Annotated in this window: 12 protein-coding genes, 5 tRNA genes and 4 pseudogenes; 11 read left to right on the forward strand and 10 right to left on the reverse strand. The window is 61.1% G+C overall.

Annotated features, from left to right (window positions below; genetic code table 11):
* Positions 1 to 196: 196 nt before the first annotated feature.
* The 8 genes and pseudogenes from ETW24_RS12135 to ETW24_RS25400 all read left to right on the forward strand — a co-directional run.
* A complete protein-coding gene (locus ETW24_RS12135) occupies positions 197 to 988 on the forward strand; it encodes a tyrosine-type recombinase/integrase (protein WP_129371294.1) in 792 nt (263 codons plus the stop codon).
* Positions 989 to 1,070: 82 nt separating this feature from the next.
* Positions 1,071 to 1,253 (forward strand): annotated as a pseudogene (locus ETW24_RS12140) (transposase zinc-binding domain-containing protein); the annotation flags it as partial.
* An 84-nt stretch (positions 1,254 to 1,337) separates the two neighbouring features.
* Positions 1,338 to 2,094, forward strand: a pseudogene (locus tag ETW24_RS12145) (IS110 family transposase).
* Between the two features lie 449 nt (positions 2,095 to 2,543).
* Positions 2,544 to 2,852 (forward strand): transposase, encoded by a 309-nt coding sequence (locus ETW24_RS12150; protein WP_129372843.1) that lies wholly within the window; start codon positions 2,544 to 2,546, stop codon positions 2,850 to 2,852.
* Positions 2,792 to 2,953, forward strand: coding sequence for a hypothetical protein (locus tag ETW24_RS24845; RefSeq protein ID WP_164982653.1), 162 nt, complete (start codon positions 2,792 to 2,794; stop codon positions 2,951 to 2,953). Before ETW24_RS12150 ends, ETW24_RS24845 begins: the two co-directional genes overlap by 61 nt.
* Positions 2,947 to 3,159 (forward strand): IS66 family insertion sequence element accessory protein TnpB, encoded by a 213-nt coding sequence (gene tnpB / locus ETW24_RS12155; RefSeq protein ID WP_129371295.1) that lies wholly within the window; start codon positions 2,947 to 2,949, stop codon positions 3,157 to 3,159. The genes ETW24_RS24845 and tnpB overlap by 7 nt, the downstream gene beginning before the upstream one ends.
* A gap of 230 nt (positions 3,160 to 3,389) precedes the next feature.
* Positions 3,390 to 4,430, forward strand: coding sequence for an IS481 family transposase (locus ETW24_RS12160; protein ID WP_129369363.1), 1,041 nt, complete (start codon positions 3,390 to 3,392; stop codon positions 4,428 to 4,430).
* Between the two features lie 125 nt (positions 4,431 to 4,555).
* Positions 4,556 to 4,988: pseudogene (locus ETW24_RS25400) on the forward strand (IS66 family transposase); the annotation flags it as partial.
* A gap of 71 nt (positions 4,989 to 5,059) precedes the next feature.
* On the opposite strand, the pseudogene ETW24_RS12170 reads toward ETW24_RS25400, so the two are convergent.
* From ETW24_RS12170 to hemA, 4 genes and pseudogenes are all read right to left on the reverse strand, one after another.
* Positions 5,060 to 5,194 (reverse strand): annotated as a pseudogene (locus ETW24_RS12170) (transposase); the annotation flags it as partial.
* A 351-nt stretch (positions 5,195 to 5,545) separates the two neighbouring features.
* Positions 5,546 to 6,673, reverse strand: a complete 1,128-nt coding sequence (gene ispG / locus ETW24_RS12175) for a flavodoxin-dependent (E)-4-hydroxy-3-methylbut-2-enyl-diphosphate synthase (RefSeq protein WP_129371296.1) — start codon at positions 6,671 to 6,673, stop codon at positions 5,546 to 5,548.
* Positions 6,674 to 6,787: 114 nt separating this feature from the next.
* The gene (locus ETW24_RS12180; protein WP_129371297.1) at positions 6,788 to 7,993 is read right to left on the reverse strand and encodes a helix-turn-helix domain-containing protein; all 1,206 of its coding nucleotides are present in this window, start codon (positions 7,991 to 7,993) and stop codon (positions 6,788 to 6,790) included.
* A 129-nt stretch (positions 7,994 to 8,122) separates the two neighbouring features.
* Entirely contained in the window at positions 8,123 to 9,358 is a 1,236-nt protein-coding gene (hemA, locus tag ETW24_RS12185; RefSeq protein WP_129372922.1) for a 5-aminolevulinate synthase, read from the reverse strand.
* A 374-nt stretch (positions 9,359 to 9,732) separates the two neighbouring features.
* On the opposite strand from hemA, the gene ETW24_RS12190 reads away from it, so the two are divergent.
* From ETW24_RS12190 to ETW24_RS12200, 3 genes are all read left to right on the forward strand, one after another.
* Complete coding sequence (locus ETW24_RS12190) at positions 9,733 to 11,124, forward strand: M20/M25/M40 family metallo-hydrolase (RefSeq protein ID WP_129371298.1); 1,392 nt, start codon at positions 9,733 to 9,735, stop codon at positions 11,122 to 11,124.
* Positions 11,125 to 11,592: 468 nt separating this feature from the next.
* Positions 11,593 to 11,814, forward strand: coding sequence for a hypothetical protein (locus ETW24_RS12195; protein ID WP_129371299.1), 222 nt, complete (start codon positions 11,593 to 11,595; stop codon positions 11,812 to 11,814).
* 68 nt (positions 11,815 to 11,882) lie between these two features.
* Positions 11,883 to 12,257, forward strand: a complete 375-nt coding sequence (locus ETW24_RS12200; RefSeq protein WP_254695606.1) for a nuclear transport factor 2 family protein — start codon at positions 11,883 to 11,885, stop codon at positions 12,255 to 12,257.
* A gap of 41 nt (positions 12,258 to 12,298) precedes the next feature.
* On the opposite strand, the gene ETW24_RS12205 is transcribed toward ETW24_RS12200, so the two are convergent.
* From ETW24_RS12205 to ETW24_RS12230, 6 genes are all read right to left on the reverse strand, one after another.
* A tRNA-Asp gene (locus tag ETW24_RS12205) sits at positions 12,299 to 12,375 on the reverse strand.
* An 80-nt stretch (positions 12,376 to 12,455) separates the two neighbouring features.
* Positions 12,456 to 12,532 (reverse strand) — tRNA-Asp (locus ETW24_RS12210).
* Between the two features lie 82 nt (positions 12,533 to 12,614).
* A tRNA-Asp gene (locus ETW24_RS12215) sits at positions 12,615 to 12,691 on the reverse strand.
* Between the two features lie 200 nt (positions 12,692 to 12,891).
* A tRNA-Val gene (locus ETW24_RS12220) sits at positions 12,892 to 12,967 on the reverse strand.
* A gap of 75 nt (positions 12,968 to 13,042) precedes the next feature.
* Positions 13,043 to 13,612, reverse strand: coding sequence for a histidine phosphatase family protein (locus ETW24_RS12225; RefSeq protein WP_129371301.1), 570 nt, complete (start codon positions 13,610 to 13,612; stop codon positions 13,043 to 13,045).
* 115 nt (positions 13,613 to 13,727) lie between these two features.
* Positions 13,728 to 13,802, reverse strand: a tRNA-Val gene (locus tag ETW24_RS12230).
* Positions 13,803 to 13,809 lie beyond the last annotated feature (7 nt).

A 13,809-nucleotide genomic window follows, 5' to 3' on the forward strand; every position in this document is an offset into this window, starting at 1 on the left:
CCCTTGCCACAGGGGGCGGCCACATATGAAACACGTTCAGCGGGAGCTGTGAATCCCTTTTGTCAACACGGCCTAAGTCGCTCTCGCGGCACTGGCGCTTGTGGTTGGCATGGCGAAGCATTCTTGCGGCGCACCGATTTTGTGATGTGGCGGACCTGCCTGACGATTGAGGTTCTCAATCGGACAGGAGGTTCAAATGACACAGGAGAAGATGAGCCCGCTACGTGCGCGGATGATCGAGGATTTGCGTATTCGCGGGTTGGCGGAGACGACGCAGAAAGCCCATATCCGGGCACTTAAAGATTTCACCGCGTTTCTGGGTCGGTCGCCCGATACGGCGACGCCGGAAGAACTTCGCGCCTATCAGCTTTACATGACGGATACCGGGCTCACGCCTTCGGTCTACAACGCCCGGGTCGCCGGGCTGCGGTTCTTCTTCGGCATGACCTGCGATCGGGAGGACATGAAGAAGTATATCCAGTTCCGGACCGAACCCCGCAAACTGCCGATTGTGCTGAGCTTTGAAGAGGTCTCGGCGATTTTGGCCGCGGCGGCGGGACCCGGTCTCAAGTACCGGGCGGCATTGGGCATCGGCTATGGCGCGGGGTTGCGGGCATCCGAGGTCACCAATCTGAAGGTCCGCGATATCAACAGCGACCAGATGCTGATCCATGTCGAGCGCGGCAAAGGCGGCAAGGACAGGGACGTTATGTTGTCACCGTCGCTGCTGGAGCTGCTGCGGGCCTATTGGCGCGAGGCGGGGCCGCAGGGCTGGCTGTTTCCGGGGCAGAGCAGGGTTGAGCCCCTGTCACCGCGCTCCCTGAACCGCGCCTTCAACTCAGCCAAAGCGATGGCCGAGATCAAGAAGCCCGCGACGCTGCACTCGCTCCGGCACAGCTTTGCCACGCATCTTCTGGAGGCCGACACGGATGTCCGCGTGATCCAGGTGCTGCTCGGCCATGCCAAGCTGACGACGACGGCGCGATAGACCCATGTCGCCACCAAGACGCTGCGCAATGTCGCCAGCCCGTTTGAACACATGCGAGACGTGACCTGACGGAGCGATGGGCGTGCCACGGCACGCGCTGGAGGTTGCGGACATCTTCAGGTCTCATGGCCCCGCCTACCGGCGGGCCAATTCCGGCCATGTCAGCCTGAGCCAGTTGAAGGTCATGTCGGCGATCGAGACCTGCCGGACAGAGGCGCTCGTCGGGCATGTGGCGGCTTGCACCAAGTGTCAGCACCAGCATATCGAAAGCGTTGGGGTGGACGCCCCCCGGCGGCATCGAATGTGCCAAGGTAGCGGGTGTTGAAGCACTGCTAGGAGGAGAGCGTCCATGAACGAGGTTAGCATCATCGGCCTGGATTTGGCTAAGAACGTATTTCAAGCACATGGTGCCGGGGTGGACGGGTCCGTTATATTCAGGCGCAAGTTGTCGCGCGTGCAGCTGCTGAAGTTCATGAGCGAGCAGCCCTCCTGCGTCGTGGCGATGGAGGCATGCGCGAGTGCCCATTATTGAGGTCGGGCAATCAGCGATCTGGGTCACGGCCTCCGTCTGATCCCGCCCGCATACGTGAAGCCGTTCGTAAAACGCCAGAAGAATGACATGGCTGATGCAGAGGCCATAGCGCAAGCAGCATCGCGTCCGGCCATGCGGTTCGCGGCCGTGAAAAGCGAGGAACAGCAGGCGGCAGCGCTGGCATATCGCACCCGCGATCTCCTTGTCCGCCAGCGCACGCAGACGATCAACGCCCTTCGCGCCGCCAATGGAAACCTTCTCGAAAGGCCGGGATTTCGCGGCCTGGGTCGGGCTCACGCCGAAACAGCATTCGAGTGGCGGCAAGGAGCGGCTCGGGCGGACGTCGAAGATGGGTCAGCGCGACATTCGAAGGTTGCTGATTGTCGGCGCTGTGGCAGTTGTGCGATGGGCGGCACGCAAAGGCGCCCCAGAGGGCTCTTGGCTCGCACGAATGTTGGCGCGCAGGCCTAAGATGCTGGTTGCGGTGGCGCTGGCCAACCGCATGGCCCGAACGGCCTGGGCGCTGATGCGCAAGGGTGAGGATTACAGAGATCCGGCGATGGCGGCCGCATAGGTCGAGTTCGCCGGCGTGTCGCCGGGAATGTGAGCAGGACGGAGGAACGTAAGGGCAAACGGTCACGAGACTGGGCCGGGAGAACCATCATTGACGCCGATGCGCCTCCGAGCGCGGGTAAGCGAACTGGACCCGATCTGCATATCTCCATAAGGGCCCGCAGCTGTTGACAGGCTGCAACTTTGAGGCCGGACACACGACTGCACCTGACCACATGCACAAACAGTCTGAAAAAAGCTTGCATTCATCGGGGCGTCCACACACGGCGTCTCCACCTCACCCGGGATCAGCTTGACTGCTGGAAGTTCCATGGGAGGAGCTCAATGTGCCGATGTCAAAGTTTGCCAATCACCATTGTCGTAACGTAACCGTCGTTTGCGCCCCACGTTGTAGCGCCCATCCCGTGCTGCGAGATCTTGCACATCTCACAGTGGGGAGTGCGTTTCGCAATGTGCGCTACAAATTCGTTTCTCAAATCGTTGGGCGTGGAGATCTACGCGTCGGGCCACCGGCGGTGGCCGGATGAAGCCAAGGCCCAGGCAGTGGCGGACACGCTCCAGCCGGGTGCGACTGTGAATGGCGTGGCGGCGCGGTATGGAGTCTTGCCAAACCAGCTGTCGGCTTGGCGCCGGCTGGCGAAGCAGGGGAAGCTGGTGTTGCCAGCGGCGGAGCCGGACGAACCGGTCTTCGCCCGCTGGTGGTTTGTGATGTTCCGGAGGAGCAGCCGGAGCCGGACATTGCGGCATCCGATGAGGTGATCCGGATCGTCTCGGGCGAAGTCAGGATCGAGCTGGCGCCAGGCACGCCCGCAGCGCGGATCGCCGAGATTGTGCATGCGCTCGGGGCCACGCCATGCTGATGCCCTCACAGGGCGTCCGGATACTGGTGGCAACGAAGCCGGTGGCTCGCCATTGGGCTCGAACCAATGGCGTCCAAGGCTCGCTCCGCAAAGGCCATGACGGCCTGGCGGCGCTCGTGCAGTCAGCGCTGGCGGAAGATCCGTTCACGGGCACGGTCTTCGTGTTCCGCGCCAAACGGGCGGACAGGATGAAGATCCTGTTCTGAGAGTTTGCGCCGGCCTGCGTGAAACGCAGCAAACTGTCCGGGGGACAGTTTGAGGCAAGAACGGGCGGAGCCCAGCGGGCTTGTCATGGCACACAATGAATTAGTCTCGATGTGATCTGACACCGCCCCCATTTTTTCAAATTGGATTGGGGGCGGTGGTTCCCTTGAAGGGAGATGGTTGTCCGTTTTGATGGTGGTGCCAACCAAACCATCGAAACGAGGAAACCACGATGTTGAATACTACCGACAAGATCATCAAACACAAAACCGGCCTGCTGAATCTGGCCGAGGAACTGGGGAATGTCTCGAAAGCCTGTCAGGTGATGGGCTATAGCCGGGATACTTTCTATCGCTACAAGTCAGCCGTTGAAGAAGGCGGCGTGGAAGCGCTGTTTGAGCGCACCCGGCGCAAGCCCAATCTGGCAAACCGGGTGGACGACGCGACCGAGCAGGCCGTCATCAAATCCGCCACTGATTTCCCGGCCTACGGTCAGGCCCGCACTTCGAACGAGTTGCGTAAGCTGGGTGTCTTCGTCTCACCCTCGGGTGTCCGGTCGATCTGGCTGCGGCACGATCTGGCGAACTTCAAGGCCCGGCTGAGGGCGTTGGAAGCCAAGGTGGCCGAGGACGGCATGATCCTGACCGAGGCCCAGGTGCAGGCGCTGGAGAAGAAGAAGCTCGACGATGAAGCCTGCGGCGAGGTGGAAACAGCCCATCCCGGCTATCTGGGATCACAGGACACGTTTTATGTCGGCACCCTCAAGGGCGTCGGGCGGGTCTATCAGCAGACTTACGTGGACACCTATTGCAAGGTGGCGCATGCCAAGCTCTACACCACCAAAACACCGATCACCGCAGCCGACCTGCTCAATGACCGAGTGCTGCCATTCCATGACGAGCACGACCTGCCGGTGCTGCGGATCATGACAGATCGCGGGACGGAATACTGCGGGCGCGTCGACAAACACGATTTCCAGCTCTTCCTGGCGATCAACGATATCGACCACACCAAAACCAAGGTGAAATCACCGCAGACCAATGGCATCTGCGAACGGTTTCACAAGACGGTGTTGCAGGAGTTTTATCAGGTCGCGTTCCGCAAGAAGCTCTACGACAGCATCGAAGCCTTGCAGGCCGATCTGGACGAATGGCTGCACCACTACAACCACGAGCGCACTCATCAGGGCAAAATGTGTTGCGGCAGAACGCCGTTTCAGACCATGATCGAGGGCAAAGAAATCTGGAAGGAAAAGTTTCTGAACCAAACTTGACCTGACAGACGCCGCCGGAAAAACGGCCAACTGTCAGATCACATCGGAACCACTACACATACAAACGGCTGGAGGAAAGCACGTTCACCTGGCCCGCGATCCGCGACGGGGCGATGACCTTGACAGCTGCCTTCCACCTCGGTCCCGTAGTCGACCGGCTCGCCGAACACCTGAAAAGATCGGGCAAGCTGTTCATGCCCTCTCGGCAGCATGCTTCGCATGCGCCTGCCGGGTAATAGACGAGACCACGGCGCCGGTTCTGGACCCGGGCCGCGGCCGGACAAAGACCGGGTATCTCTGGGCGCTGGCCCGGGACGACCGCGGATGGGGCGGCGATGACCCGCCTAGCGTGGTCTTCACCTATGCCCCGGGCCGCGCCGGGAAGAACGCGGAACAGATCCTGCAGGGCTTCAATGGCATCCTGCAGCTGCCCTCCCGGCAGCATCCTGCGGATGCGCCTGCCGGGTGACAGACGGCTATACCGGCTGCAACCGGCTGACGCGCCCCTCGCGGAAAGGCGGCGCGCCGGTCACCGTCGCGCATTGCTGGGCGCAAGGTCCAGATCTTTGTCCGGCACCGCTTCCCCATCGCCCCTCTCGTGCATGTAGACATGCACTGCCGGGCAGTGGATGCGTCGAGATCCATTTGTTCAGCGTCGATACGCCAACGCCCAAGTCAGACGCCACCTGTTTGCGTGTCAGTCCGCTGGTCAACGCGATCCGCACCGCATCAGTGCGGAATTCGTCCGTCCGTTTCGTTCCCATAGCTCGTCTCCTTTGGTGCAATAAATGCTATCAAAGGAGCGGCATCAAACCGCGACACGTCCATATCTCCTCTTCCTCGAAGATCAGCAGACAGCAAATCCTAACTCACGTCAGCGTCCGAATATCGAGGAGCACCTCAATCACCGGGGTTACCCACCGGCTGGGCGGTGGCAGCTAAACCACCCAGATCCGGGGTGAACTGCCAATGAGTGAGGGATGAACTGGCTTGGGGATGTTCAAATTCACAATGCGCCTAAGGCAAAAAAATTCCGGGATCCAGGACACTGCCCTGGACCCTGGAGTATTTTTGCAAAGATGAAAAAGCGGGCAGGCTGAAGCAGGCCTGCGGGGTTATTCCGCAGCTTGAGCGGCCATTTCCGCTTCAATTTCCGAGGCCTTTTTCTCGACCTCTTCAACGATGTGGTCGACCATCTGTTCGTTGGACATCTTGTGGCTGGCCTTGCCCGCCAGATAGACCATGCCCGCACCCGCGCCGCCGCCAGTGAAGCCGACGTCGGTCATCAGCGCCTCACCCGGCCCGTTCACCACGCAGCCGATGATGCTGAGGCTCATCGGAGTGTGGATATGGGCAAGCCGTTCTTCCAGCGTTTCCACCGTCTTGATCACGTTGAACCCTTGGCGCGCGCAACTGGGGCAGGAGATGATATTGACGCCGCGGTGGCGCAGGCCGAGGGATTTGAGGATCTCAAAGCCGACTTTCACCTCCTCCACCGGATCGGCAGAAAGGCTGACGCGCAGGGTGTCGCCAATGCCCATCCACAGCAATTGACCCAGGCCGATTGCCGACTTGATGGTGCCGGAAACAAAGCCGCCCGCCTCGGTTATGCCGAGGTGGATCGGCGCGTCGGTCGCCTCTGCCAGCTGCTGGTATGCGGCGGCGGACATGAAAACATCCGATGCTTTCACCGAGATTTTGAATTCGTGGAAATCATGGTCTTGCAGGATGCGGATATGGTCGAGGCCGGACTCTACCATCGCTTCCGGGCAGGGCTCGCCGTATTTATCCAGGAGGTGCTTTTCCAGCGACCCGGCATTCACCCCGATGCGGATTGAGCAATTGTGATCTTTTGCGGCTTTGATCACTTCGGCCACGCGTTTTTCGTCGCCGATGTTACCCGGGTTGATGCGCAGACAGGCGGCACCCGCCTCGGCGGCCTCAATGCCGCGTTTGTAGTGGAAATGGATATCGGCCACGATCGGAACCGGGCTTTCGCGCACAATCTCCTTCAGCGCCTTGGAGGACGCCTCATCCGGGACCGAGACCCGGACCAGATCCGCGCCTGCCTCAGCCGCGGCCTGGATCTGGGCCACTGTGCCGGCCACATCGGTGGTCAGCGTGTTGGTCATCGTTTGCACCGCAATCGGGGCGTCGCCGCCGACGGGCACATTGCCGACATGGATCTGGCGGCTTTTGCGGCGCTCGATATGGCGCCAGGGGCGGATGTGGTTGATCGACATGAGGAATGCGTCCCGGCTGGATCCTGTTAGCAGCTAGATACGTGCTGAGAGGCGGCGCTGCAATGGCAGCCCGCCTCTTGCGGCGGGATTCGCCGGGCACAATCGCGGTAACAGTTACTCGGCCGGCTGGTCCGCCTGCAGCTCGGCGACCAGTGTTGCCAGTGCTTCATTGCTGCCATCGGCCAGATCAGCCAGTGCAAACCGGTTGGTGATCGCATCCATCGACAGGTCGATATTCTTGGATACCTGGCCGCGTTCGCCGACCGGGCCGAAATGTTCGCCGTTCACCGCGAAATAAATTGCACTGCTTTCGCCGGTGCGCAAACGCGGGGCGTCTTCGGTCAAAGGCACCTCAAACCGCTGGCCTGCGTCCATGATGGTTTCCAGGATCACGCTGCCATCTGCCGCGGTGACCTGCACCCAGGACGGGCGCACCGCAACCATTTCAACACCGGGTTCAACCTCGGCCACAACCTGCGGCACCAATTGCAGCGGCCCCCCGCCCTCATAGGGCAGGCTGGCTTCGGCAAAGGCCAGCGAGGGCACTTCGGGCGCAGCAAAATTGCCCAGAGCGGACGGATCCAGGGTTGAAATCGGTGCATCGCGCGCCACCAGCACAGGCACATCCAGAGCCTGCGGGCGGTAAAGCCGGTCCAGCGCCTCAGCTGCCGGATCCTGCGCGTCCCCGGCTGCATTCAAAACCGCGCTGTTAAGCGGATCAAGGTCAGCCAGCACCGCAGGAGTTTGATCCACTGGTGCGAACTGCACCTGCTGCACCTCTTTCAAGACAGCCCAGCCGCCATAGCCGATGCCGCCGATCAGCGCTGCCAGCACCATCAGCGAGCCAACAGCCCGCGGTTCGATCTGGCTGAGGAAACTGCTGGGGGCGGGAATAAACGGTGTGTTGGGCGAGGCAAAAGCATCGCCGCCCAGCCCGGTGGATGTGACTGCCGGGCCGGCGCCGTCTTTGGTCCGGCTGGAAGCCTCGGCAGACATGCCATGGGCAACAGTAAATCCGCTTTCGGTGCAGAAATCCTGAAAAGCTTCTTCTGCGTCCATATTCAGATAGCGAGCATAAGAACGCACATACCCGGCAATGAAGCCGGGCGTGTCAAAGGCGGAAGGGTCGGAATTCTCGATTGCGGCGATGTAGGACGCCTTGATCCGCAGCTCACGCTGCACATCAAGCAACGACTTACCCATCGTTGCCCGCTCACCGCGCATAATGTCGCCGAGCTTCAATTCGAAATCGTCAAAACCCTTCGGCTCTGCCGTTCCGCCATGCTCTTCTTGCTTGCGCTGGGTGAAGCGCCCGATCATGCCTGCTGTCCCATTTTTGCCTGCCGCAATCTGTTCAGGGCGGTGAAAGAATCACAATTGCGACTCAGATCCGCTCATTGATTAGCAACAGCGTAACACACTGAAGGTAAATTTACACTGATCAGTATGTTACCCGGCAAGTTCGGCACGATTCAGCGCACAATGCGACCACAATGCGTCCATCGCCTGGACCAGCGCGTCGATTTCCTTGGGGCCATGCACCGGCGACGGGGTAAAGCGCAAACGCTCGGTGCCGCGCGGCACAGTCGGATAGTTGATCGGCTGCACGTAGATGCCATAGTCCTCCAGCAGATGGTCGGACAGCACTTTTGTGTGGACCGGGTTGCCGACAATCACCGGCACGATGTGGCTGCCATGATCAATGATCGGCAGGCCAAGACCCTTAAGCCGCAATTTCAGCACCTTGGCCTGGTCCTGATGCTTGTCGCGCAGATCCTGCGCGCCCTTCAGATAGGCAACCGAGGCCGCCGCCCCTGCTGCCACAGAGGGGGCCAGCGAGGTGGTGAAGATGAAGCCCGGCGCATAAGAGCGGATTGCGTCGCACATCTTGGCCGAGGCCGCAATATAGCCGCCCATCACGCCATAGGCCTTTGCCAGCGTGCCGTTGATGATGTCGATACGATGCGACAGGCGGTCACGCTCAGTCACGCCGCCGCCGCGGGGGCCGTACATGCCAACTGCGTGAACTTCGTCGATATAGGTCAGCGCGCCGAATTCATCCGCCAGGTCGCAGATTTCCGCGATCGGGCCGAAGTCGCCGTCCATCGAATAGACCGATTCGAAGGCAATCAGCTTGGGTGCTGCGGGGTCGTCGGCTTCCAGCAGCTCGCGCAGGTGGGCCACATCGTTGTGGCGGAAGATGCGCTTAGCACCGCCATTGCGGCGCACGCCCTCGATCATCGAGGCATGGTTCAGTGCATCCGAATAGATAATCAGCCCCGGAAACAGCTTGGGCAGCGTGCTTAGCGTGGCGTCATTGGCGATGTAAGCCGAGGTGAACAGCAGCGAGGCTTCCTTGCCATGCAGATCAGCCAGTTCGGTCTCCAGCTGCTTGTGATATACCGTAGTGCCCGAGATGTTGCGGGTGCCGCCGGAGCCTGCACCGGTCGAATCGATGGCATCATGCATCGCCTCCAGCACAACCGGATGCTGGCCCATGCCCAGATAGTCATTGCCGCACCAGACGGTGATGTCCTGTTCGCCGCCGTCCGGACGGGTCCAGACCGCATGCGGGAAATGGCCCTTCTTGCGCTCGATGTCGATAAAGGTCCGGTAGCGGCCCTCGTCGTGAAGGCTGGCAATCGCTGCATCCAGTTTCGCGGTATAGTCCACCGGCATCTCCATGGCTTCATGCGGCCCCAGGGGCACGCGGGCTGTGTAAAGGGCACGGCCTGTCGGCGATGCGGCCACATTCACGGTCCGGAATGATTACCGCAGGCACCCCCTTTGATCAACTGCATACGCGCTGCCCTAGGTGCGCAACATTGATGCAGGTCAAATAAAACTTAAACAGGGGCTGGGCAAGGACAGCTGCGGCCAACCTGTGGCCGTTTGCGTCGTATATGCCGCGTGTTCAGGCGTCACTATGCGCAGGATCGGAAACCTGCCGCCCTGGAAAAACAAGCGAAACCCCGCCCTTCCCCCACTGGCCCCTGTTCAGGACCGCTGCTAGGGTCCGCGGCAAATTGCCCGCAACCGGACACGCAGGAGAATGAAAGATGGCACTGAATGATGTTCTGGACCGGATCGACACAGAGCTGGACGCCGCCACCGAACGGCTGATGGACCTGCTGCGGATCCAGACGATTTCCACTGATCCCGCCTTTAAGGCCGACTGTGACAAAGCCGCCGACTGGCTGGTGGCTGACCTCAACGCCATCGGTATCAAGGCAGAGAAACGCGAAACGCCGGGCCATCCGATGGTGGTCGGCCATGTGGGCGAGGAAAACGCGCAGGCCCCGCATGTGCTGTTCTACGGCCACTATGACGTGCAGCCGGTCGACCCGCTTGCCCTGTGGAACACGCCGCCGTTTGAACCGCAGCTGGAGGAAACCCCGAACGGCACCGTGATCCGCGGCCGCGGATCCTCGGACGACAAGGGCCAGCTGATGACCTTTGTCGAGGCCTGCCGTGCCTGGAAGGCCGTGAACGGCTCCCTGCCCTGCCGCATCACCTTTTTCTTTGAGGGTGAAGAGGAAAGCGGCTCCCCCTCGCTGATCCCCTTCATGGAAGCCAATGCCGGGGAGCTGAAGGCCGACCTCGCGCTGATCTGCGACACGTCGATGGTGTCGCGCGGGGTGCCGTCGATCTCCTCGCAGCTGCGCGGCATGCTGAAGGACGAATTCACCATCACCGGCCCGCGTATCGATTTGCATTCGGGCCACTACGGCGGCCCCGGCCTGAACCCGCTGCGCACGCTCTCGGAAATTGTTGCCTCCTTTTATGACAGTGACACCGGGCGCGTGGCCGTCGGGGGTTTCTATGACGGCGTGCATGAAGTCCCCGAGGACCAGCTGCGCCAATGGCAGACCTGCGGTTTTGACGAATCCGAATACCTGAGTTCGGTCGGCTACTCGCAGCCGCACGGCGAAAAAGCCTATTCCACCCTGGAACAGCAATGGGCCCGCCCGACGCTGGAGGTGAACGGGCTTTGGGGCGGCTACAACGGGGCCGGCTCCAAAACCGTGATCCCGTCCGAGGCGCATTGCAAGATCACCTGCCGCCTGGTCGGCGACATGGACCCGGATGCGCTGCGTGCCAAGATCCGCAAGCACGTCGAGGACCGCCTGCCCGTTGATGCCTCGGTAGCCTGGAACAACGACCTCGAAGGCTCCCCTGCCGCGGTAATGAACACGTCGCGCCCCGAGTTCGAGGCCGCCCGCGGCGCCCTGTCGGATGAATGGGAGCGCGAAGCGGTGTTCTGCGGCATGGGCGGCTCGATCCCGATTGCCGGCTTCTTCAAGTCGATCCTGGGCATGGACGCGATGCTGATCGGCTTTGCCAATGACGACGACGCCATCCACTCGCCGAATGAGAAGTACGACCTGAAGAGCTTCCATAAGGGCATCCGGTCCTGGGCCCGTGTCCTGGACGCCCTGTCGCGCAAGTAACCCCAGTTTCGGGCGGCGCACTTCGAAGCCCCGCCCGGATACTCCAATCCGGTCACCGCAAAGCAAGCCGGACAACGGGAAGCAGGCATGAACTCTCTCCTCAAGACGTGCGCAAGACTTACGGCAGTGATGGCACCGCTTCTCCCCGCTCCGCCCGGTGCCGCCCAATGCCACCGGATGCATTAGCCAGCAACGGCGCACTCCCGCCCGTCATCAAGTCTCTTGCGAGGCCTTCTTCCCGTTGGGCCTGGCGCCGTTGGCGCGGGAGCGTTCCGGCTCCGCCCGCTGCCCGCAGAACAGGTGGCATCGCCTGCAAACCCGCCGCACACGGGATTCTCCAGGATCTTGCAGCGCATTTTTTCCAACGTTTATCCCGGCCCCCCCTCCCGGATTAAGAGTTGGTTATCCGAACCATCCGATACTGTATGTGATTTCTGCCGCGACAGCGGACTACGATGGAGACAGCAGATGGCACAAAGCAGATTCAACCGCCCGCCCGGTTTCGAAGGCAACCAGACCGACCCGGAAGAAAGCTACCGCGCCGGCTATCAGCACGGCACCCGCGTGATGCTGCGGTATCTGGAAACCATCCCCAAGGCAGACCTGGAACGCCTCAAGAAATGGGTCGATTTCGAACTCACTGGCTGGCGCCACGACACCGGCGCGGACCCGAACCCTCCAGCCCTTTGACCCCCCGGCCCCGACTGCTTGCACCTGATGCGCCTGTTCGCCAATGTGGCGCCATGACGGAAAAGAATATGACCAAAGGCCCGCAGCTGGCCGAAATCCTTACCCTGGAAACCAAGGTCTGGGAGGCACTTGTTTCCGGCGACCCCGAGGCAGATGGCCGGATGCTGTCGGAGGACTTCCTAGGTGTCTATCCCAGCGGCTTTTCGGGCAAGGCAGGCCATTGCGATCAACTGAAGGACGGGCCGGTAATGGCGCAATTCCGGCTGAGTGATGCGCAGCTGCGCGTCATAACAGAAAAAGCTGTATTGCTGTCCTACCGGGCGCGGTACCGTCCCTCAGGCAGCTCGTGCTGGCAGGTCATGCTGATCTCTTCGCTTTGGGAAAAGAGCGCGCCAGGCTGGCTCAACACTTTCAGCCAGGACACCCCAGAAACAGCCGAATAACCATGCTGCAGCTGGGCTCATACCTAAAAGTAGGGAGAAAGTGGCGCGGTTGACGGGGCTCGAACCCGCGACCCCCGGCGTGACAGGCCGGTACTCTAACCAGCTGAGCTACAACCGCGCATTTGCCTTTCGGCGGCCGCTTCCGGCCAGTGTTCCCCTCCGGGGCGGACCCTGCAATGCCAGGGCGGCAGGCGAAAATGGCGCGGTTGACGGGGCTCGAACCCGCGACCCCCGGCGTGACAGGCCGGTACTCTAACCAACTGAGCTACAACCGCATTTTCGCCTTTCGGCGGATTGTTTCCAATCCAATTCCCCTCCGGGGCGGATCCTGTTTTACCCCAGGATGAGGTGCAGCGGTGGCGCGGTTGACGGGGCTCGAACCCGCGACCCCCGGCGTGACAGGCCGGTACTCTAACCAACTGAGCTACAACCGCCCGCTGCACGTTCAGCATCGCTGCTGAATGTTGGGCTGTAATATTCTCACCTCTTAGAACCGTCAAGAAGTGTTTTGCCTTTTTCGGGACTTTCCCTCAAAAAAAATTCTCCCTCACGGTAATCCCTTGAAACAGATGGAAAAAGCCCAAAGGCTACGTGCCAATCGGCACCTCAGAACGGTCAATCTGCAAGGTGGGGATGGTGGGTCGTGAGAGGCTCGAACTCCCGACATCTTCGGTGTAAACGAAGCGCTCTACCAACTGAGCTAACGACCCGGTAAGCGGGGATTTAGACAATGCCGCCGGGCAGCGCAAGAGGAAAACGAAGATTTTTCCACCCTGCCCGCCGGTTCACTCCAAAACGGTTTCCACCCCGTTCTCCAGCACATAAACGCACCCCTGTCCGTTCGGCAGCGCCGCCATGCTGTCGCGGGGCAGGCCGCAGATGATACCGCGCATCACTTGCCCCAAAAGCCCATGCGCCACCACCACAGACGGCCCGGTCAGCGACAGCATGAAGTCCAGAATGCGGCCATGAAAGCTGGCATAGCCTTCGCCGCCGGGGGCCTCGCAGAACAGATCCAGATTCCGCGGATTGGCGCCATGGATCTGCGGGTAACGCTGCGCGACATCCTGCAGCGTCATCCCCTGAAACACTCCGGCAAAGGCTTCCGCCAGGCGCGGGTCGGTCACAAACGGCGCCCCTCTCAACGCGATATCCGCCGTCTGCTGGGCACGGCCCAGCGGGGACGCATAGCAGGCCGGTTTCCGCTCCAGCACCGGCGCCATCAGACCGGCCTGCCGACGGGCATGTTCAATGCCCAGCGGTGTCAGCGGCGATTCCAGCTGGCCCTGAATGCGGTGCTCTGCATTCCACTCGGTCTGCCCGTGTCTCAGCAGCCAGATTTTCGGAAATTGCATCACATGTCCCCTGCCCGGTTCTATCGCCAAATTGGTAGCGGCAAGCCGGGGGCAACGGAACCCCGCAAACAAGAAAAGGCGCTCAACCTATTCAGGGAGCGCCTTTTGGAAAAAATGGTGGGTGATAAGAGATTTGAACTCCTGACATCTTCGATGTGAACGAAGCGCTCTACCACTGAGCTAATCACCCGTGAGGC

Source organism: Leisingera sp. NJS204 (genome assembly GCF_004123675.1).
Taxonomy (GTDB): domain Bacteria; phylum Pseudomonadota; class Alphaproteobacteria; order Rhodobacterales; family Rhodobacteraceae; genus Leisingera.